This is a genomic window from Sediminimonas qiaohouensis DSM 21189 (assembly GCF_000423645.1).
Classification (GTDB): domain Bacteria; phylum Pseudomonadota; class Alphaproteobacteria; order Rhodobacterales; family Rhodobacteraceae; genus Sediminimonas; species Sediminimonas qiaohouensis.
The window spans coordinates 110,447-129,353 of sequence record NZ_AUIJ01000007.1 but is presented as its reverse complement, the minus strand read 5'-3'; the positions used below and the strand labels follow the sequence as shown (position 1 = coordinate 129,353).

Genomic DNA, 18,907 nt, shown 5'->3' with positions numbered 1-18,907 from the left:
CGACATGAGGCAAAGTGCAATACCAGAGAGGATCAGGACATGACCAGTGATTTCACCCGCCTTCTGACGCGGTTCATCGTTGCGCCACATCGGCTGGACGCCGCAAATGCCGAGCAGGCCGCGCTTTGCGTGGAGGATACGGTGGCCGTCATCTATGGCGGGTGGCACGAGCCGGTGGTCCGCCGGCTGGCGGCACTTGACGGAGACGAAGCGGCCAGGCCGGCGGGCGCGGTCGGAAAGGCCGGCGTCGAACGGGCCGCGTTCCTCAACGCCGTCGCCGGTCATGCGCTCGACTTCGACGATGTCCACACGCTCAGTGTCACGCATCCCAGTGTGGTCTTCGTGCCGGCGCTGCTGGCCATGGCGGACGCGCGGCCCGAGACGGCGCCCCGGGTCGCCCCCGCGCTTGCGGTGGGAACGGCCGTCAATGTCGCGCTGGGAGAGATCCTGGGCTTTGGTCACTACGACAAGGGCTGGCACGCCACATCGACGATCGGGGCCGTGGCCGCGGCGGCGGCGGTCGCCCATCAGCTTGACCTCGGCGAAGAGGCCATCGGCAACGCGCTGTCGCTGGCCGCGGCGCTGGCCGGCGGATTGCAGATCAATTTCGGCGCGATGGCCAAGCCGATCCAGGCCGGCAACGCCGCCCTTGTCGGACTGCACGCCGCCCGCATGGCCGAAGCCGGAATCACCGGCGCCCCCGACATCTTTGCGCCGCGCGGTTTTTTCGATCTTTACGCCGGCCCGGACGGGCTTGCCGCCGACCCCGCCGAGGTGGTGCCAGGGATCGATCTGGGCAGCGTGTCGCGCAAGCTTTATCCCTGCTGCTATCTCACGCACAGGATGATCGCCGCCGGGCGGCACCTTCACGCGGAACGCGGCGGAGACGCGGTGCCCGAGGGCTGCGTGATCGAAATGACGGTGCCCAAGGGCGTCATGGTGCCCCTGCATGTCGTTGATCCGAAGGATGGAATGGAAGCCAAGTTCTGTGCAGCCTATACCCTGTCCACGGCCCTGCATCAGGGCCGGGTCGGGCTTGCGGATTTCGAGGGAAACAGCCCCCATCGCCCCGAGATCCGTCGCCTGATGGACATGGTGGTGATCGAGACCGAACCGGATGCGGGGGAGGATCGCGTCGGCGTGGACCATGGGGCGGTCCATGTCCGCCTGCGCAAAGGGAACGAAATTCTGGCCGAAACCTCGGTCGCGGCGCATCCCGGTTCGCCCTCGGACCCGGCGAGCCCCGCCGAGATCGGGTACAAGATCGCCGATTGTCTTGAGAAATACCGCAGGGACGGGGGGGCGCCGCCTGCTGCCGGGGCGTTCCGTCAGGATTTGCGCACACGGCTGCATCTGCCGCCGCTGCGTCATTCGACGGCCCCCGACGGCCAATCAGCCCATGCGCGGCACAGCAAACCGGAACACGGCACATCAGCCTCCGGCGCCGCACCTTCTGAAAGGACCACCTGATGGACTCGATGATCCATGACATGGCCGAGCGGCTTTTCCGCGACCATGTCAGCCATGCCCTGCGCGAGGACGCCGCTGCCGGGCACTGCCCCGAGGCCCTCTGGACGCGGATCGAAGAGGCCGGATTGCACATGGCGCTGGTCCCCGAAGAGGCCGGCGGTTTCGGCGTGCCCGCAGCCGAGGCGCTCAGGCTGGTGCGCATCGCCGGGGCACATGGCCTGCCCCTGCCGCTGGCCGAAACGCTGATCGCGAACGCGGTGCTGGCGCGCGTGGATCTGGCCCTGCCCGGTGGCAGGCTGACCATCGCCGAGGGCGCGGGGCTGCGGCTGGAACGGCGCGGGACTGCCGTGCATGCAAGCGGGCCGCTGACATTGGTGCCCTTTGCCCGCTGGGCCGACCGGATCGTGACCATCGCCGCGCTGGACGGCGCCGATCATGTTCTGTCCCTGCCGGTCAAGGATCTGACGGTCGCCCCGGCGCAGGATCTCGCCGGGATGCCGCGCGACGATGTAAAGGTCGATCTTGCGCTGACAGAGGCCGATGCCGCCCCCCTGCCCCGGTCGCTCGGCGGAATGCGCGGGCTGGGGGCGCTTGTCCGCAGTCTGGCCACGGCCGGCGCGATGGAGACCATCCTGTCGATGAGCGTCGAGTATGCCAACGACCGGGTCCAGTTCGGACGGCCGATCGGCAAGTTTCAGGCCATTCAACACTATCTCGCGACGATGGCCGGAGAAACCGCCGCGTCGCGCACCGCCGCCGAAATGGCCGCCGACAGCTATGACACGCCCGCCTTTGCGCTGACCGTTGCCGCCGCCAAGATCCGCGCCGGAGACGCGGCGGAAACGGTCGGTGCGCTGGCCCATCAGGTTCATGGGGCCATCGGCTATACCCAGGAACACGCGCTGCACCATTTCACCAAACGGATCTGGAGCTGGCGTGACGAGTTCGGCACCGAACTGGACTGGACCAGGGAGCTGGGACGGGCCGCCCTGTCGAGCCCCCAGGGCACCTTCTGGCATTTCATCACCGACAGCACGGCACAAGGCACCCCGGCATGACCCTCACCGCATTTCCTCCACCCCCGCCCGGTGCCGATCACGACGACCTCCGGCAAGAGGTCCGCGCGTTTCTGGCCGAAGAGCTGGCCGATTTCCCGCCCGAAAAGCGCGCGGAATCCTGGAACGGGTTCAGTCGTGACTTTTCGCGCAGGCTGGCGCAGCGCGGCTGGGTCGGCATGACCTTTCCCGAGGAGTACGGCGGGCACGCGCGCAGCGCGCTGGAACGTTATGTCGTGTCCGAAGAGCTGCTGGCCGCCGGTGCGCCGGTGATCTCGCACTGGATCGCCGACCGTCAGAGCGGACCCCTGATTCTGGCCAAGGGCACCGAAGACCAGAAACACCAAATCGTGCCGCGCATCGCCGCGGGCGAGCTGTGTTTCTGCATCGGGATGAGCGAGCCCGATTCCGGCTCGGACCTGGCGGCTACGCGCACCCTCGCCACCGATGTCGAGGGCGGTTTCCGCGTCAACGGCACAAAGGTCTGGACGACCTATGCGCATGTGGCCGATTACATGATCCTGTTCTGCCGCACCGGCAAAAGCGAAGACCGTCACGGCGGGATGAGCCAGTTCCTCATTGATCTCAAGGCCACCGAAAACATCCAGATCAGCCCGATCATCGACCTGGGCGGCGAGCATCATTTCAACCAGGTCATCTTCGACGACACCTTTCTGCCATCCGACGCGCTGCTGGGCGAAAAGGGCGAGGGCTGGTCGCAGGTCATGAGCGAACTGGCCTTCGAACGCAGCGGACCGGAACGGTTCCTGTCGTCCTTCGCGCTGATCGAGGAACTGATCGGCGTGCTGCGCCAGGACGCCACCGAGGCCCAGCAGGCCGAGATCGGCCGCCTGTCCGCGCATCTGATGGTGCTGCGGCAAATGTCGCGGTCGGTCGCCGGGATGCTGAACGAGGGCAAGAACCCCGCGCTTCAGGCCGCCATCGTCAAGGATCTGGGTGCGCTTTTCGAGCAGGATATTCCGCGTCTTGCCCGCAGCCTCGTCTCCCGCCCCGCCGTGCCCGGAGGCGGCGACAGCTACGCCGCGGTGCTGGCCTACACCGCACTTGCGGTGCCGTCATTCTCGCTCCGGGGCGGCACCCGCGAGATTCTGCGCGGCATCATCGCACGCGGACTGGGACTGAGGTGACGCGGGTTCCTATGCAAAGATAGCCTCGGGGGCCTAATGCATGGACGGCCCCGTCTGATCGGGACGATAGCCAAGCGCCATCGAAAGTTGCTCGGCGCTCGCTTTGGCCGCTGTCACACAAAGTTTCCTGTTCCGGGCTGCGCGTTCCAGGGGCGCGCCGATCACCAAGGCCCCGGCCAGGTTTCCATCCGAACGGAACACCGGGACTCCGAACCCCGCGGCGTCGACATGCGCCGTGCCGACCGTTGTGGCATACCCGGTCTTGCGGATCTCTGAAATGATGCGCCGCAGTTCCTGTTCGTCGGTGATCGAATTACCGGTTAGCGGCGCCAGTTCCGTCCGCCGAAAATACGCGTCAAGCTCCTGCGGCGTGTCATGGGCCAGCATGACCAGGCCCGATGCCGAACAGAACAGCGGCCGGTCGACACCGGTCTGGGCAACATAGCGGACCGGCTGCGGGCTTTCGATGACGGATGAATAGACCACGCGATCGCCATCCCGAACCGCGTAAAGGACCGTCTCGCCGGTCTTTTTGACAAGGTCGTTCATCACCCCGCGCAGGACCGACTCGAACGGGTGGTTGGTCAGGATGGTCTGTGCGAACTGGAAAATCCTTGGTCCGAGAAAGTACGTGTCGTTCTCGCGCATCAGGTAACCTTTTTCGGTGAGAGGGCGCAGCAGCACCAGCAAACTGCTCTTGGGGCAATCCAGCGCGCTGCTGAGCTCAGAAAGGGACATGCGCCGGTCGCTTTGCGCCACCAGATCGAAAAGCGCCAGGATCCGGTTCAGCGACCGTGGCCCTTCCGATGTGCGTCCGGCAGGTCCAGTTGCCTCAGATCGCGCGGTTTTCATGATCGTTGTCTCCAGTTAGTCTATGCGCCCCGGGTACCTCCAAAACCCCCGCCGCAGTCCAGCCATATTTTGCCAGGATCGACTTTCTGCAGCGCATATGAGACAGGTCTAGGCCTCTCCCGGTTCCTTGTCCGTCGTGCGTGCCTTGATCATCCGCAGGGGCGTGTATTCCAGAACCTGCTCTCCGGTTTGCTTGAAAACCTTGTTCCGGGTCCGGACCAGGCCGCGGTTCGGTCGGCTCTTCGAGCGGCGCGACTCGGTCACCTCGACCTCGCAATGGACCGCGTCACCCGCGAATGTCGGCCCCAGAACCTTCAGTTCCATTTCCAGAAAGGCAAAGCCCGTGTGCTGCATCGTGGACTGGGTCAACAGACCCTCCATGAAGCAGTAGACGAGTGAGCCGGGGGCGGCGAAGCCGGGTATGTTGGATTCCTTCTCGCGGAAGTCGCTGTTGATGAACAGAACTTCGAGCATGCCGGTAACGCTGACGAAATTCGTGATGTCGGTTTCGGTCACCGTGCGGCCGATGGTCCGAAACTTGCGCCCCACCGGCAGATCCTCATAGCAAAATCCAAGGCCCACAGTTTCCATGTCGCTCAATCCCATTCTTATCAATCGCCTCCCCGGCGAAAAACTTCGTCGCGCCGTTAAGGCGCTTTCGAAAGGTAGGGTATAAGCGCCAAAATTATCAATTGAAGCGGCAGATATCGCTGGTCCGACGTGAATCAATCACATTCGTGATAAACCCCGCTTCCTGCTCCCGTTCAGCGTTTTCGACACGACACTGCACATATGTGGTTTTTCACGGCCGCCGGCCGTTAGTGTTTGGTCGCGCCCGACCGCCAACCTACCGTCGACCGGCAAGCACTCGGCATCCACAGCCGCAAGGAGGTGCACCGGCATGAATTTCGGTTTTTCCGAGGAGCAGGATACCATTCGCGAAACCCTGGCCCGGATGCTTGGCGATCACGCCACCCTGGAGGTCGCGCACAATAGGCTCGACAGCGGAGAAGGGTTCGATACGGCAACCTGGTCCGCCCTGGCCGAAGGCGGCTGGCTCGGCCTCGCCATGTCGGAAGCAGAGGGCGGTTCGGGGATGGGCGCGGTGGAACTGGCCACCCTTGCCGAGGAAATCGGCCGCTCCCTGGCCGCCGTGCCTTGCCTCCCGGTCCTGTGTATGGCTGTTCCGGCGCTTCAGTCCGCCGGGACGGAAGACCAGCGTAAATCGTTTCTGCCCGGCATTGCCGAGGGCCGCACGATCATGGCGACAGCGCTTGCCGAAGGCGGGGGTCTCGCCCCGGACACCGTATCGGCGAAAGTGGCGCGGGATCGCCTGTCGGGACGAAAAGCGCCGGTCACCTTCGGCGCCGCGGCGACCCACGCGCTTGTCGCCGCGACCGATGAAGAGGGCACATCGCGTCTCTATCTTGCGGATCTCGCAGCTCCGGGCGTGACGATCCGAGCGCTTGACCCGATCGACCGCACACGCCCGGCGGCCGAGATCGTCTTTGACAACACGCCGGTCGACCTGCTGCCCGGCTCGGATGCCGCGGCGATCCGGCGCCTTCTGGACGGCGCCGCGGTGCTGGCGGCCTTCGAACAGATCGGTCTTGCCGGGCGCGCGCTGGCCCTGACCACGTCTTACGCCGGCGACCGGCACGCTTTCGGGCGACCGATCGGTAGCTTTCAGGCGGTCAAGCACCGGCTCGCGGACATGTTCGCCAGGATCGAACTGGCGCGGTCCAACGCCTTCTTCGGCGCATGGGCGCTGGCGAGCGGCGACAGCCGACTGCCCGAAGCCGCCGCCGTCGCGCGCCTCACGGCGCTCGATGCGGTGCAATTCGCCACCGAGGAATCGATCCAGCTTCATGGCGGTATCGGGTTCACATGGGCCGCCGACCCGCATCTGTTTTTGCGGCGCGGCTGGCAGTTGAAGGCAGAACTCGGCCCGGCCGCCATGTGGCGCGAACGGCTGCTCGGGCATCTGGCGGACACCCCACGGGCCGCAAGCTGACAGGAAAACCGGACACATGGATTTTAGCGACAGCCCCGAAGAAGCCGCGTTTCGCGCAAAAGCGCGGGAATGGCTGGAAGCCAACGCAACCCTGCGGGATGGCAGCGAAAAGGCTCAGGATCACTTCATGGCCCGCGATGCCGACGAGGTCGCACGGGCGCGCGACTGGCAGGCCCGCAAGGCCGAAGCGGGCTGGGCCGGGCTGACCTGGCCACGCGCCTTCGGCGGCCGCGACGCCACCCCCATCGGACAGGTGATCTGGAACCAGGAGGAAGGGCGCTATGCGGTGCCGCCGAATGTCTTCCTGATCGGGATTGGGCTGGTCGGGCCGACGGTCATGGTCCACGGAACGGAGGATCAGAAAAAAGCGGTTCTGCCGCGCGCCCTGACCGGCGAGGACATCTGGTGCCAGCTGTTTTCCGAACCTGCCGCCGGCTCCGACCTGGCCGGCATCCGAACCCGCGCGCGGCGCGATGGCGACGACTGGGTGATTTCCGGCCAGAAGGTCTGGACCTCGGGCGCGCATTATTCCAGCCACGGCATCCTTCTGGCCCGCACCGACCCGGAGGTGCCCAAGCACAAGGGCATGACGATGTTCCTGGTGGAAATGTCCGATCCGGCCATCCAGACACGTCCGATCCGCCAGATCTCGGGCGGTGCCAGCTTCAACGAGGTGTTCATCGACGACCTGCGACTGCCGGACAGCGCCCGACTGGACGGCGAATCCGAAGGCTGGAAGGTGGCGCTGACGACGCTGATGAACGAACGGTTCAGCATCTCGGTCGGGCGCGCCAGCGGCGGGGCGCGCGCCGAGGAGCTGATCGCCCTTGCCGCCCGCGTCCAACGCAACGGGCGTCCGGCCATTGAGGACGGCGCAGTGCGCGCGCGCATCGCGGATTTCGTCGCGCGGCAACGCGGGCTGGAATTCACCTCCTACCGGGTCATGACGTCGCTGTCGCGCGGCGAGGCGCCGGGCGAGGAAGGCTCGATCGGAAAGCTGCTGCTGGGCAGGCTGCGGCAGGAGATGGGCGCCTTCGGGATGGAACTGGCGGGCACTGCGGCGGGCGTGTCGGCGGCCGACGACGACGATGCCGCGCGCTGGCGCAACGAGTATCTTACGGCGCCGGGCAACCGGATCGCCGGCGGGTCCGATGAGATCCAGCGCACGATCATCGGCGAACGTATTCTCGGGCTGCCGCCGGACATACGCGTGGACAAGACCGTGCCATTCTCGAAACTTTAGGCCTACCTCCCGGCCTTGCCGGACAACCAACAAGGAGGAGACTACCATGAACTTCAGATGGACAAGCATCGCGGCTGCCGGGTGTCTGGCGATGGCCGCACCGGTCGGCGCGCAGGACATCGAATTGCCCGACGTCATCGCCTGGTCGGCTTACGACACGGGGTCGGCCGGCCATGCGCATTCGATTGCCATCGGCAACATGATGCGCAGCCGTTTCGGAACGACGATTCGGGTGCTTCCGGGGCGCAACGACGTCTCGCGGATGACGCCTCTCAAGAATGGCACGGTGGATTACTGCCTGTGCGGCATCGCCTCCTATTTCGCCGGCGAAGGCGTCTTCCTGTTCGCCTCGCCGGAATGGGGCCCGCAGCCGATCCGCGCGGTGCTTCAGGCTGTCGGCGACTACGGTCTGGGTGTGGCCGTCGCGGCCGATGCCGGCATCGAGACGATTACGGACCTCAAGGGCAAACGGGTCGGTCGCGCCGCAAGCTCGCCGGCGATCGATGTCAACATGGAGGGTCTGCTGGCCTTTGCGGACCTGACATGGGACGACGTGGAGGCTGTCGAGTTCTCGGGCTATGTGAATTCCCTCAAAGGCATTCTTGAAGATCGCGTGGATGCCGCATTTGCGCTGACAACGACGACAGTGAACTACCAGATCGAGTCCAGCCCGCGCGGTCTCAAGTGGCTCGAAACCCCGGCGGACCAGACCGAAGCATGGGAGCGCTATACCAGCGTGACGCCGTATGTAACGCCGCACATGGTGTCGGTGGGGCCGGCCATCGACCCCGCCTCTCCGCTGCCGATGGCGCAATATCCCTATCCGATCCTCGTCACCGAAGCCGATCAGGATGCCGCCGAGGTGCGCAACATCGTCGCCGCGCTCGACGCCGGTTTTGACGACTACAAGGACGCCGCCCCCGGCGCGAATGCCTACGGAGTCGATCGTCAGATCCTGTCCTGGGTGATGCCGTGGAGCGATGGCAGCATCGCCTACTTCACGGAAAAGGGTCTGTGGACGCCCGAAGCGCAGGAAAACCAGGACAAGCTGGTGGATCGGCAGAAGGTTCTTGCAGACGCCTGGGGAGGCTTTGTCGACAGCGCTCCGGACGATGAGGAAGCGTTCACGGCGGCCTGGATGAAGGTGCGCGCCGAGGCGCTGGAAACCGCCGGTCACGACGTCTTTTTCCGCTGAGACACCGCGGCGCGGCGCCGTAAAGGTGCCGCGCGCTATCGGAAAGCCGGGACAACACGGGAATCGCGCATGTCACAGCAAACGCAGGACGCCTCGGCACCGCCGTTGGGCATGGGCACCCTGCCCCCTTACCTTCGCTGGCTGCTCGCCGCATCGGCGGTTCTGTTGTCCGCGGCATCGATCAACCATCTCTTCAATCTCGGGTTCTTCATGAACGTCCGGCTGCTGGAGATTCATTACCTCTACGTGATGCTGCTGCTGACGTTGCCGCTCGTTTACCTTGTCTTTCCATGCAGCAAGACAAACCCGCATGGGTCGACGCGATGGTGGGATTACTTTCTGGCCCTTCTGGCGCTGATCACCTGCGCGTTTTTTGCCTATTACGGGCGCAGCGTGGTCAACAAGGGCTGGGACTTCGCGGCCCCCATCCATGCCGTGATTGCCAGCTTCGCCTTCTGGTTCCTGTTGCTCGTGGCGGCGCGGCGCACCGGGGGCTGGATGCTCTTTGCGGTCATCCTGATGTTCTCCGTCTACCCGATGATCGCCAACTATGCGCCGGGCCCGATCCAGGGGTTCCAGCGCCCGCCGGTCGAGACGGCGATCTTCCACGCCATGAGCGGCGAAAGCGTTCTGGGCATCCCGATGCGCAGTTTCGTCAACCTTGTGGTCGGCTTCATGATCTTCGGGGTCGCGATGCAGCACACAGGCGCGGGGCCGTTCTTCATCGACATCGCCTTTTCCGCGCTCGGGCATGTCCGGGGCGGCCCCGCCAAGGTCGGCGTCCTGACCAGCGGGCTGACCGGATCGATGAGCGGCAGCGTCATCACCAATGTGCTCACCACCGGCTCGATCACCATTCCGGCCATGAAAAAGGTGGGCTTCCGGCCCAGCTATGCCGCCGGGATCGAGGCCGCGGCCTCGACCGGCGCGGTGCTGATGCCGCCGATCATGGGGGCCACGGCCTTTGTCATGGCAAGCTTTCTGCTGACCGACTACACCAACATCGTGGTTGCGGCGGTGCTGCCCTCGCTGCTCTACTTCTTCGGCCTCTTCGCCCAGATCGACGCCTATTCGGCGCGCAACGGGCTGAAAGGCGTGCCGCGCTCCGATCTTCCAAGATTCGGCAAGGTGCTGCGTGAAGGCTGGTACTTCCTCGCGGTCTTCGGGCTTCTCATCTGGATGCTGCTCTATCTCAAGCGCGAGGCGATCGCCCCATTCTATGCGACCGCGCTGCTGATCGTTCTGAACCAGCTGCTGTCGAAATCACGCTGGGGGCGGCGGGAGCTGGTGAGCTTCCTGGTGGCGACGGGGCGGCTTTTTGTCGAACTGGTCGCGATCCTCGCGGCGGTCGGGCTGATTGTCGGCGGGCTGGCGGTGACCGGCATGTCCGGCACGATCTCGAACGATCTGCTTTTCATCGCGGGCGGCAACACCTTCCTGCTGCTGCTTCTGGGGGCCCTGACCAGCTTCATCCTCGGGATGGGTATGACGGTGACGGCGGCCTATGTCATCCTCGCCGTGTCTCTGGCCCCGACCCTGATCGCCGGCGGGCTCGACCCGATCGGCGTGCATCTGTTCATCCTCTACTGGAGCATGCTCAGCTACATCACCCCGCCCGTCGCGCTGGCGGCCTTCGCCGCGGCGGCGATTGCCCAGGCCCGACCCTTCGCTGCGGCCTATGAGGCGATGAAGCTGGGCACCGTCATCTATGTGCTGCCCTTCTTCTTCGTGCTCGATCCCGCCTACACCCTTCAGGCCGGGTTCGTAGACAGTCTCCTGACGATCCTGCGCGCGGGTATCGGCGTCCTGCTGATTTGCGCCGGATTGCAGGGGTATCTGCTGGGCGTCGGTCGTATCGAACCCGGCCCCAGAGGCGCGATCGCGCGGCTTCTGCTCGGGATTGCCGGTCTGGCCTTCGCCCTGCCCTCGACCGCGATGCTGGCTGTTCCGATCCCCAGCGCGGTCGGCGGCGGCGCTGCTGTCGCGGTGCTGGCGGCGGTCATCGTGGTGTTTTCGCGCGATCGGAAGGCCACCTGAAATGAGCGCACAGAATGGCAAACCCGAGGTTCCCGCCCCGTTCAACGCCTTGCTGGGCGTCCGCTTCGTTTCCTGGTCCGAGGGCAAGACCGAGTTGCAATTGCCGATCACGCACGACCACCTGAACGGCGCCTTCGCGGTGCATGGCGGGGTCTTCGCAACCATGCTGGACAACGCGGTCACCTTCTGCGCGGCCTTTGCGGGCGAAGGCCGTCCCGGTCATCGCTGTCTGACGCTCTCTCACCACCAGCTTCGTCGCCCCGGCGGTCGAGGGCGACGTGCTGACGGCACGCGCGCGCATTGCCGGGGGCGGGCGCAAACTGGTGTTCGTTCAGGGCGAGGTCCTCAATCAGGACGGGCAACGCCTGGCGCATGGCGATGCCGTGATCAAGCGGATCTCACCGCCGCCCGGCCAACCAGCGCCCGACGGCAGCGACTAAACTGCAACAAGCGAATGAAGTGAGGAGACAGACATGATAAACCCGATGTCATTGGAAAATCAGGTGATTATCGTCACCGGCGCCGGACAGGGGATCGGCCGCGGCGTGGCGGAGCTGGCGGCCGAGCTGGGCGCCAGGGTCGTGGTGAACGATCTCAACGAAGACGGCGTCAGGGAAACCGCCGAAAAGATCGGAAGCAATGCCCGCGCCCTCGTCGGGAACGTGGCCGACCCGGACTTTCCCGAGAAACTGGTGAAGTTCAGCCTCGACGAATTCGGGGACATCAACGGGCTGGTGAACAATGCCGGCATCGTGCGCGCCGCGATGATCCACAAGATGGACCGTGCCACCTGGCAGCAGGTCATCGACGTCAACCTCACCGGTGTCTTTGCCTGTCTTCAGGCCGTGGGCACCTATTACAGGGATCAGGCCCAGAAGGATCCGGACAGCGCCGCGCGCCGCGCCATCGTCAACGTCTCCTCCGATGCCGGCCGCCGCGGCACCATCGGGCAGATCAACTATGGCGCCGCCAAGTCCGGCGTACTCGGCTTGACGATGAGCGCCGCGCGCGAATGGGGCCGCTACGGGATCAACGTCAACTCGGTCTGTTTCGGAATGGTCGAAACGCCGATGACCGAAACGATCCGCTCGGACAAGTTTGCCGACAAGTACATGGCACAGATTCCGATGGGCCGAATGAGCACTCCGGAGGAAGTGGCGCAGCCTGTCTGTTTCCTCTTGTCCGATGCGGCATCCTACATCACCGGCCAGCACCTGAGCGTGAACGGCGGGTTCCACATCGGGTTCTGAGATGACAGGCATGGAAAAGGGCCCGGGGCCCGATGCCGTCTTTGCCGCCAAGCTGGCCGACGGCGTCTTCGAGATTCAGAAATGCGGCGGCTGCGGCAGCCATGTCTTTCATCCGCGGGTGATCTGCCCGGCCTGTGGCAGCGCGGACCTTGAATGGGTGGCTCCCACGGGACGGGGAACGATCTATGCGCGGACAATCGTGCGCCGGAAACCCGAACGGGGCGGCGATTACAACGTGGTGCTGGTGGACCTCGACGAAGGCGTGCGCATGATGTCGCGCGTGGACGGGATCGCGCATGACGAGATCGCGGCCGGGCTGAAGGTCTCCGCGTCGATCGGCGAAGGGGCAGACGGCGGCCCCGCCGTGGTGTTCCGGCCTGAAGGAGGTGCATCATGAGTTTGCGGGGAAAAGCCGCCATCGTCGGCGCCGCGCTGGCGGGATGCGGCGAGGCCCATGGCAAGAGCGCGATGGAAATCACCGTCGAGGCCGTGCATGGCGCATTGGCCGATGCCGGCGTGTCGCTTGGCGAGGTCGACGCCATTGCCACCTGCCAGCCGCTGGACATGCTTTCGGGTCTGACGCTGGCGCAGGAACTGGGGCTGAACCCCAGGTTCACCATGAACAACCGCATGGGCGGCTCGTCGTTCCTGTCGCACACGCTCTGGGCCGCGATGCTGCTGGAGTTGCGGCTCGCCGACACCGTGCTGATCGCCTACGGGTCGAACCAGCGCACCGCCTCGGGCAAGCTGATGACCGCGCTCGGCTTGCCAACCTACGAGGCCCCCTACAAGCCGCTGTTCCCGCTGTCGTCCTACGCGCTTGCCGCGGACCGTCACATGACGCAGTTCGGCACCACGCGCGAACAGCTGGCCGACGTGGCGGTGGCGGCGCGCGCCTGGGCCCGGAAGAACCCCGAAGCCTTCATGCGCGATCCCCTGACGCGCGAGGATGTCATTGCCTCGCGGCCGGTCTCGGATCCGCTGCGGGTGCGCGACTGCTGCCTTGTCACGGACGGTGGCGGCGCGCTGATAATGCGGCGGGCCGAGACGGCGAAGGATCACCCCAGACCACCGGTCTATCTGCTGGGGGGCGGCGAAGGCACCACCCACCGCGACATTTCCGAAATGCCCGACCTGACCGCGACCGGGGCCGCGCAGTCCGGTGCCGCGGCGCGCGACATGGCCGGGGTCACACCCGCCGACATTGACGTGGTGCAGCTTTACGATGCCTTCACCATCAACGTGATCCTGTTCCTTGAGGATCTGGGCTTTTGCAAAAAAGGCGAGGGCGGCGCCTTCGTCGAAGGCGGCGGCATCGCGCCCGGCGGTCATCTGCCGGTCAACACCAATGGCGGCGGGCTGTCCTGCGTCCATCCCGGCATGTACGGCATCTTCACGCTGGTCGAAGCGGTGCGACAGCTGCGCGGCGAAGCCGGAGACCGCCAGATCGACGGCGCCGAGCTGGCCCTGGCCCACGGCAACGGCGGTGTCCTGTCCAGCCAGGTGACGAATATCCTGGGCACCGAAGCCACGCTCTGACCAGGCGATCGGACAATACGAAAGCGGCCCTCCTTACAGAGGGCCACTTTGCGTTTCTGTCTGAGACGACTCAGTTCGGGTAGGTTGCCAGGTCGATCTTGGAATAAATTTCCTGGCGCAGAAGATCGGCATAGGGCTGCGGGTTGTCGCGGATCGGATGCAGCGGCTCAACCAGACCGTGCCATTTCTCGATCAGCTCGCGATAGGTCGCGATCAGCGGCTCCGGATCTTCGATGCCGCGTTCCTCGCGTGAGATTCGGGCGATCTCTTCAACATCGGCGGTGCGGAAATCGATCAGATCCTGAAGCAACTCGGGCGAGGGTTCGTGCACCTCCAGACCAAGGTCTCCCGCCTCTTTCAGCACGTCCAGATCGTCGGTTTCGTAATACACCTCGGTCTGCGCCACGGCTTCGGGCAGGTTCTTGGCGAACTGCTCGCGTTGCTCCGGCGAAAGTGAGGCCCAGAAGTCCGGGCCGGCGGCAAAGATCGAACCGGAATGATAGGTGCCCAGCGGCAACTCCGTCAGGTGCTTGGCAACCTCGATCAGGCTGTGCCCCTTGAGCGCACCGACCGGCTGCACCGCAGCGGTGACGACACCGTGGCTCATCGTGTCGTACATCTCGCTCGACGGCACGTTTACCGGCTCTGCCCCAAGCCGTGTCGCCCAGCGGTCCCAGACCGACCCGCCCGTGCGCAGCCTGACCCCTTGCATGTCGCTGATTTCGACGATCGGCCCGGTGGTCAGCAATACATAAGGCGCCGTGCTGATCCCGCTAAGCGCCACCATGCCGTTCCTGGCAAACTCATCCTTGCACGGCTGGCAGTGCAGCATCACGAACTCGCTCGTCGCTCCGGCCATGGCATAGTGGTCTTCGCCCAGAAGCGCCAGATCGGCAACGAGCTGCGCGTAAGGCATTTCCGACCGGAAATAGGTCAGCGCCAACAAGCCCACGTCGGCCACACCGTCGCGCAGGCCCGACAGCGTCGGCTTGGCACCGAGCAGGGCACCGCCGGAAAACAGCTTGAAGTCGAAGGCATCGGGAAATTCAGCCTCGGTCATTTCTGCAAAGGCTTCATGGCCGCGAGAAGTTGCGTGATTGGGCGAGGTCCAGCTGCTGATCGTCACCCGTTTTTCGGCCAGGACCGGGGTCGCCGTCAGCACGGCACCCGCCGCCAGTATCGTCAGTATTTTCGTCAGTTTCATGTGGTCTCCTCCTCTTTGTCAAAGACCCGCTGTTGCGCGGGTTTCACCACGGCAGTTCCAATTTCCAAGCTCCGGCAGGAACATGATCAGTTCGGGAAAGGCGACCATGATGATCAGGACCACCACATCGGCGGCCAAAAACCACAAGACCCCCTTGAAAATCAGCGAAATCGGAACCGCATCACCGACGATTCCCTTGATCACGAAGACGTTGAGCCCGACCGGCGGCGTGATCAGCGCCATCTCGACCAGCTTGGTTGCAAGCACGCCCAGCCAGATCAGGCTGATATGGTTCGCCTCGTATATCGGCAGAAGGATCGGCAGCGTCAGCAGCAGGATGCCCAGCGGATCGAGGATCATGCCCAGCAGGCAAAAGATCACGGCCGTGCCGAAAACCAGCATCACATAGCTGGCCCCCAGATCAATCACCAGGTCCGTCATCGCTTCGGGGATACCGCTGATCGCGAGAAACCTCGAAAACAGGTTGGCACCGACCGCGATGATGAAGATCGCCGCGGTCATTTTTGCAGTGTCCATCAGCGCGATCCTGGAAACTTTCCAGTTCAGGGTGCCGCGCGCCGCCGCAATCGCAAAGGACAACGCCGCCCCGACAGCCCCGGCCTGTGTGGGTGTGAAAATTCCGGTGAACAGACCGCCGAAAACGCCCACCACCAGCAAGATCACGGGCCATGTTTCGCTCAGGGCCTCCAGCCGTTCGGACCATGTCGCGCTTTCGTCGAGCGGCGGCGCAAGCGCGGGATTGATCCGCGCACGAACGATGATCACCGCCCAGTACCCCAGCATCGTCAGCACGCCGGGCACGATCGCGGCCAGAAACAGCTTGCTGATGGCGACCTCGGCAAAAATACCGTAGATGATCAGAAGGATGCTCGGCGGGATGAGTGATCCCATGGTGCCGGCCGCGGCAACCACGGCGGTACTCAGCCCGGGATCGTAGTCGCGCTTCAGCATTTCCGGCACCGCGATCCGACCCATCGCCGCGGCGCAGGCCAGGCTGGAGCCCGCCGCCGCCGAAAACAGCGCCGCGCCGCCCACGCTGGCGACCGCCAGCCCGCCCGGCAGGAATGACAGCCAGACCCGGGCGGCCTTGAAGATCCCGCGCGTGATGTCGGTCTGGTAACAGACGTAGCCCATCAAGAGGAACATCGGGATCGAGCTCAGCGTCCAGTGCGCGGCGAAGTCATAGGGCACCGCCGTCAGCAGGCCGAAAGCCGCGCCGCTTCCCAGCATCGCCCAGAACCCGAAGAAGGACACGATACCCAGCGCGACCGCGATCGGAACGCGCAGCAAGACCAGCAGGATGACAGAAACGATGCCGCAAAGGCCGATCTGGAAAAAGCTCACCGTTCCACTCCTATTCGTACATGTCGTGATTGGGGCCGGCCATGCCAGCGTCGGTGAAAGGCCTCTGGATCAGCTTGGCCAGCAAGAGCAGAACCATCAGCCCCGCACCAAGAGGCAGACAGAAGCGACCGGGCCAGACGGTCACCGCCGCCATGCCCATGGATTGCTCGCCGATGAGGTATTTTTCGACGGCATCGATCCAGGTCTGCCAGGTGAGCAGCCCGTAGAACACCGCAGACAGCGCCAGAGCCAGCATGTCGAGAGCGGTCCTCGCCCCCGTCGGGAGCAGATCGTGGATCAGGTCGACCTTGATGTGCTCGTTGGTGTATTCGACGAAGGGAAGCGGCAGAAAGACTAGCCCGACCATGTAATAATACGACACGTAATCCACCGTGCCCGACAGGGGCTCGGCGATGAACTGGCTCAGGATGACATCGAGCGTGACGTGGACCATCATCAGGGCCGCCAAAGCCGTCGCGGCATAGGTGATGATCCGCGACACCCATCCGAGTCTGGCAATTACTGATTCCATCGCCGTATCTTCCCCTGTCATGTCGGGCCGCGCACCAAGTGGCTATGCCCCTCGGAACACCGGTTGTCTCTTGCTCAGAAAGGCGTCGATGCCTTCGGCGTGATCTGCGCTCTTGATGATTTGCCCCTGGATGATGGCCTCGGTTTCCAGAAAGCTCTCAAGCGAAGGTTGCAGCGCGGCCCGCATCAACCGCTTGGCCCCGGCCAGCGCAAAGGTCGGACCCGCGGCCAGGTCTGCCGCATATTCCGCTGCGGCGTCATCGAGCGCGTCGTCGGGATGCACCTGGCTCGCCAGACCCAGGCTCAGGGCCTCTTGCGCGGGCACCAGCCGGGCCGAGAAGGCAAGGTCTGTCGCCCGCTGCCGTCCGATCAGGTTCTGAAGAAAGAACGCCGCGCCGCCATCCGGGGCCAAGCCGATCCTGCGAAAGACCTGACCGAGTTTCGCGGTCTCGGACAGCAGCAGGACATCGCAGGCCAGCGCCATGCTGAGCCCGATCCCCACCGCTGGCCCACGCACCGCCACCACCACCGGCTTTTCGCAATTGTAGATCGACAGGATCATCTGATGTGCCCGGTGCAGACGCGCAAGGTCGCCCCAGACATCGTCCTTGCCCATGGTCGAGATGTCCGCTCCCGCACAGAAGGCACGCCCCTCGGCTCTCAGCAGCACCGCCCGGACCTCGGGGTCGGTGTGCATCCGGCGGAAGCTGTCCATGAGCTCGACCCGCATCTCAAGGGTCAGCGCGTTCAGCTTGTCCGGCCGGTTCAGCGACACGATGGCCAGACCGTCCTTGCGTTCAACTGTGATGTCACTTGCCATGACCGCCCCTCCCTCAGGCGAAAATCCGTCAGTCGGCAAACAGCGCCCGTGCGATCCCGTTCTTGTGAATTTGTGTCGTGCCTCCGGTGATCGTCAGCATCCGTACGTCCCGCACCATCCGCTCCAGCGGCAGCGAGCCGAAATAGCCGTAACCGCCGAACATCTGCATGGCGTCGTGGGTCACGCGCTGCGCCATCTCGGTGGCCTGGACCTTGGCGATCGAGGACAGCGTCGGATCGGGCTGGCCTCGGTCGATCAGCGACAGCGCGGTGTAGCACAGCGACCGGGCGGCCTCGATCTGCACCTTCATGTCCGACATCATCCATTGCAGGCCCTGCATGTCGGACAGCGCCTTGCCGAACTGGCGGCGGGTTTTCATGTAGTCACAGGCCAAATCGAACGCGCCCTCGGCCACGCCGAGCGCCAGAACCCCCATGCCGACGCGGGTGCCGTTATACACGCCAAGCGGACGGACAAAGCCGCTGGAATTTCCGGCCAGACCCTCGGTCACGATGTTTTCCGCCGGAACCCGCACATCGTCGAAATGGATCTCGCATTCGTTGCAGCCGCGCGCGCCCATCTTCTGTTCGAGGATGTGCACCGTGACGCCGGGGCTCTCGCGTTCCACCAGAACCGTGCCGATGCCGCGCGCCCCTTTGCTGTCGCAGAACCGCGCATAGACCAGAAGGTAATCGGCCCGGTCACCGAAGGTGGTAAAGATCTTGCCGCCGTTCAGTACGAAGTCATTGCCATCGGGCCGCAGCGAGGTCGTCACGGCCGTCGCGTCCGATCCTGCCTCCGGCTCGGTCCAGGAAATCGCACATTCGATCTCGCCCGCCGCGAAGCGCGGCAGGAAGGCACGCTTGAGCGCGTCGCTGCCGCAAGTGGCGATGATCCGGGGCGAGACGTTCTGATCATGGACAATCAGCGCGGTATTGAAATCCACCTTCGCCAGTTCCTCGATCACCAGATAGCAATCCACCAGCGAAACCCCGCCGCCGCCAAATTCCTCGGGGATGGTCATGCCCAGATAGCCGAGTTCGCCCAGGCGATGGTGGTTCTCGTCGGGGTAGATGCCCTCACGGTCCCAGCGCGCGGCCCGGTCGCGGAATTCACCCAGCGCCAGCTTGCGCGCCGCGTCCTTCAGCGCGATCTGATCCGTGGTCAGCAAGGAAGGATGCATG

At 64.7% G+C, this 18,907-nt stretch carries 18 protein-coding genes; 11 read left to right on the top strand and 7 right to left on the bottom strand.

The window, feature by feature from the left end; genetic code table 11:
• The first annotated feature begins 39 nt into the window (after positions 1-39).
• Genes G568_RS0108295 through G568_RS0108285 form a run of 3 tightly spaced genes read left to right on the top strand, consistent with a single transcriptional unit; the run spans position 40 to position 3,673 of the window.
• Positions 40-1,470 (top strand): MmgE/PrpD family protein, encoded by a 1,431-nt coding sequence (locus G568_RS0108295; RefSeq protein ID WP_026757588.1) that lies wholly within the window; start codon positions 40-42, stop codon positions 1,468-1,470.
• Complete coding sequence (locus G568_RS0108290; protein ID WP_026757587.1) at positions 1,470-2,528, top strand: acyl-CoA dehydrogenase family protein; 1,059 nt, start codon at positions 1,470-1,472, stop codon at positions 2,526-2,528. Before G568_RS0108295 ends, G568_RS0108290 begins: the two co-directional genes overlap by 1 nt.
• Complete coding sequence (locus G568_RS0108285) at positions 2,525-3,673, top strand: acyl-CoA dehydrogenase family protein (RefSeq protein ID WP_026757586.1); 1,149 nt, start codon at positions 2,525-2,527, stop codon at positions 3,671-3,673. Before G568_RS0108290 ends, G568_RS0108285 begins: the two co-directional genes overlap by 4 nt.
• Positions 3,674-3,706: 33 nt before the next feature.
• Here the strand turns inward: G568_RS0108285 and G568_RS0108280 are convergent, their stop codons facing one another.
• Positions 3,707-4,525 (bottom strand): IclR family transcriptional regulator, encoded by an 819-nt coding sequence (locus tag G568_RS0108280; protein WP_037373864.1) that lies wholly within the window; start codon positions 4,523-4,525, stop codon positions 3,707-3,709.
• Between the two features lie 108 nt (positions 4,526-4,633).
• A complete protein-coding gene (locus G568_RS0108275) occupies positions 4,634-5,116 on the bottom strand; it encodes a MaoC family dehydratase (RefSeq protein WP_037373862.1) in 483 nt (160 codons plus the stop codon).
• Positions 5,117-5,426: 310 nt separating this feature from the next.
• On the opposite strand from G568_RS0108275, the gene G568_RS0108270 reads away from it, so the two are divergent.
• From G568_RS0108270 to G568_RS0108235, 8 genes are all read left to right on the top strand, one after another.
• Positions 5,427-6,539 carry an acyl-CoA dehydrogenase family protein gene (locus G568_RS0108270; RefSeq protein ID WP_026757583.1) on the top strand — a complete coding sequence of 371 codons (1,113 nt, stop codon included), beginning with the start codon at positions 5,427-5,429 and terminating at the stop codon, positions 6,537-6,539.
• A 16-nt stretch (positions 6,540-6,555) separates the two neighbouring features.
• The gene (locus tag G568_RS0108265; RefSeq protein ID WP_026757582.1) at positions 6,556-7,782 is read left to right on the top strand and encodes an acyl-CoA dehydrogenase family protein; all 1,227 of its coding nucleotides are present in this window, start codon (positions 6,556-6,558) and stop codon (positions 7,780-7,782) included.
• A 46-nt stretch (positions 7,783-7,828) separates the two neighbouring features.
• Entirely contained in the window at positions 7,829-8,977 is a 1,149-nt protein-coding gene (locus G568_RS0108260) for a TAXI family TRAP transporter solute-binding subunit (RefSeq protein WP_026757581.1), read from the top strand.
• Between the two features lie 69 nt (positions 8,978-9,046).
• Positions 9,047-11,014: a TRAP transporter permease gene (locus G568_RS0108255; RefSeq protein WP_026757580.1), complete on the top strand. Its 1,968-nt coding sequence runs from the start codon at positions 9,047-9,049 to the stop codon at positions 11,012-11,014.
• A 278-nt stretch (positions 11,015-11,292) separates the two neighbouring features.
• Complete coding sequence (locus tag G568_RS20670; RefSeq protein WP_245582909.1) at positions 11,293-11,454, top strand: PaaI family thioesterase; 162 nt, start codon at positions 11,293-11,295, stop codon at positions 11,452-11,454.
• A 33-nt stretch (positions 11,455-11,487) separates the two neighbouring features.
• Complete coding sequence (locus G568_RS0108245) at positions 11,488-12,264, top strand: SDR family NAD(P)-dependent oxidoreductase (RefSeq protein ID WP_026757579.1); 777 nt, start codon at positions 11,488-11,490, stop codon at positions 12,262-12,264.
• Positions 12,265-12,274: 10 nt separating this feature from the next.
• A complete protein-coding gene (locus G568_RS0108240) occupies positions 12,275-12,661 on the top strand; it encodes a Zn-ribbon domain-containing OB-fold protein (protein ID WP_245582908.1) in 387 nt (128 codons plus the stop codon).
• Positions 12,658-13,803 carry an acetyl-CoA acetyltransferase gene (locus tag G568_RS0108235; RefSeq protein WP_026757577.1) on the top strand — a complete coding sequence of 382 codons (1,146 nt, stop codon included), beginning with the start codon at positions 12,658-12,660 and terminating at the stop codon, positions 13,801-13,803. Before G568_RS0108240 ends, G568_RS0108235 begins: the two co-directional genes overlap by 4 nt.
• Positions 13,804-13,873: 70 nt before the next feature.
• On the opposite strand, the gene G568_RS0108230 is transcribed toward G568_RS0108235, so the two are convergent.
• Genes G568_RS0108230 through G568_RS0108210 form a run of 5 tightly spaced genes read right to left on the bottom strand, consistent with a single transcriptional unit; the run spans position 13,874 to position 18,906 of the window.
• Positions 13,874-15,007 carry a C4-dicarboxylate TRAP transporter substrate-binding protein gene (locus tag G568_RS0108230; protein ID WP_026757576.1) on the bottom strand — a complete coding sequence of 378 codons (1,134 nt, stop codon included), beginning with the start codon at positions 15,005-15,007 and terminating at the stop codon, positions 13,874-13,876.
• A gap of 18 nt (positions 15,008-15,025) precedes the next feature.
• Positions 15,026-16,372 (bottom strand): TRAP transporter large permease, encoded by a 1,347-nt coding sequence (locus tag G568_RS18520; RefSeq protein ID WP_051202854.1) that lies wholly within the window; start codon positions 16,370-16,372, stop codon positions 15,026-15,028.
• Positions 16,373-16,382: 10 nt separating this feature from the next.
• The gene (locus G568_RS0108220) at positions 16,383-16,904 is read right to left on the bottom strand and encodes a TRAP transporter small permease (RefSeq protein WP_026757575.1); all 522 of its coding nucleotides are present in this window, start codon (positions 16,902-16,904) and stop codon (positions 16,383-16,385) included.
• Positions 16,905-16,946: 42 nt separating this feature from the next.
• Positions 16,947-17,723, bottom strand: a complete 777-nt coding sequence (locus tag G568_RS0108215) for an enoyl-CoA hydratase/isomerase family protein (RefSeq protein WP_026757574.1) — start codon at positions 17,721-17,723, stop codon at positions 16,947-16,949.
• Positions 17,724-17,751: 28 nt separating this feature from the next.
• Entirely contained in the window at positions 17,752-18,906 is a 1,155-nt protein-coding gene (locus G568_RS0108210; RefSeq protein ID WP_037373861.1) for an acyl-CoA dehydrogenase family protein, read from the bottom strand.
• Position 18,907: the final 1 nt, after the last annotated feature.

What these genes read in the sequence shown, in the direction of transcription:
- G568_RS0108295 (WP_026757588.1), top strand. Translation starts at nt 40, where the DNA reads ATGACCAGTGATTTCACCCGCCTTCTGACGCGGTTCATCGTTGCGCCA.
- G568_RS0108290 (WP_026757587.1), top strand. Translation starts at nt 1,470, where the DNA reads ATGGACTCGATGATCCATGACATGGCCGAGCGGCTTTTCCGCGACCAT.
- G568_RS0108285 (WP_026757586.1), top strand. Translation starts at nt 2,525, where the DNA reads ATGACCCTCACCGCATTTCCTCCACCCCCGCCCGGTGCCGATCACGAC.
- G568_RS0108280 (WP_037373864.1), bottom strand. Translation starts at nt 4,525, where the DNA reads ATGAAAACCGCGCGATCTGAGGCAACTGGACCTGCCGGACGCACATCG.
- G568_RS0108275 (WP_037373862.1), bottom strand. Translation starts at nt 5,116, where the DNA reads ATGGAAACTGTGGGCCTTGGATTTTGCTATGAGGATCTGCCGGTGGGG.
- G568_RS0108270 (WP_026757583.1), top strand. Translation starts at nt 5,427, where the DNA reads ATGAATTTCGGTTTTTCCGAGGAGCAGGATACCATTCGCGAAACCCTG.
- G568_RS0108265 (WP_026757582.1), top strand. Translation starts at nt 6,556, where the DNA reads ATGGATTTTAGCGACAGCCCCGAAGAAGCCGCGTTTCGCGCAAAAGCG.
- G568_RS0108260 (WP_026757581.1), top strand. Translation starts at nt 7,829, where the DNA reads ATGAACTTCAGATGGACAAGCATCGCGGCTGCCGGGTGTCTGGCGATG.
- G568_RS0108255 (WP_026757580.1), top strand. Translation starts at nt 9,047, where the DNA reads ATGTCACAGCAAACGCAGGACGCCTCGGCACCGCCGTTGGGCATGGGC.
- G568_RS0108245 (WP_026757579.1), top strand. Translation starts at nt 11,488, where the DNA reads ATGATAAACCCGATGTCATTGGAAAATCAGGTGATTATCGTCACCGGC.
- G568_RS0108240 (WP_245582908.1), top strand. Translation starts at nt 12,275, where the DNA reads ATGGAAAAGGGCCCGGGGCCCGATGCCGTCTTTGCCGCCAAGCTGGCC.
- G568_RS0108235 (WP_026757577.1), top strand. Translation starts at nt 12,658, where the DNA reads ATGAGTTTGCGGGGAAAAGCCGCCATCGTCGGCGCCGCGCTGGCGGGA.
- G568_RS0108230 (WP_026757576.1), bottom strand. Translation starts at nt 15,007, where the DNA reads ATGAAACTGACGAAAATACTGACGATACTGGCGGCGGGTGCCGTGCTG.
- G568_RS0108220 (WP_026757575.1), bottom strand. Translation starts at nt 16,904, where the DNA reads ATGGAATCAGTAATTGCCAGACTCGGATGGGTGTCGCGGATCATCACC.
- G568_RS0108215 (WP_026757574.1), bottom strand. Translation starts at nt 17,723, where the DNA reads ATGGCAAGTGACATCACAGTTGAACGCAAGGACGGTCTGGCCATCGTG.
- G568_RS0108210 (WP_037373861.1), bottom strand. Translation starts at nt 18,906, where the DNA reads ATGCATCCTTCCTTGCTGACCACGGATCAGATCGCGCTGAAGGACGCG.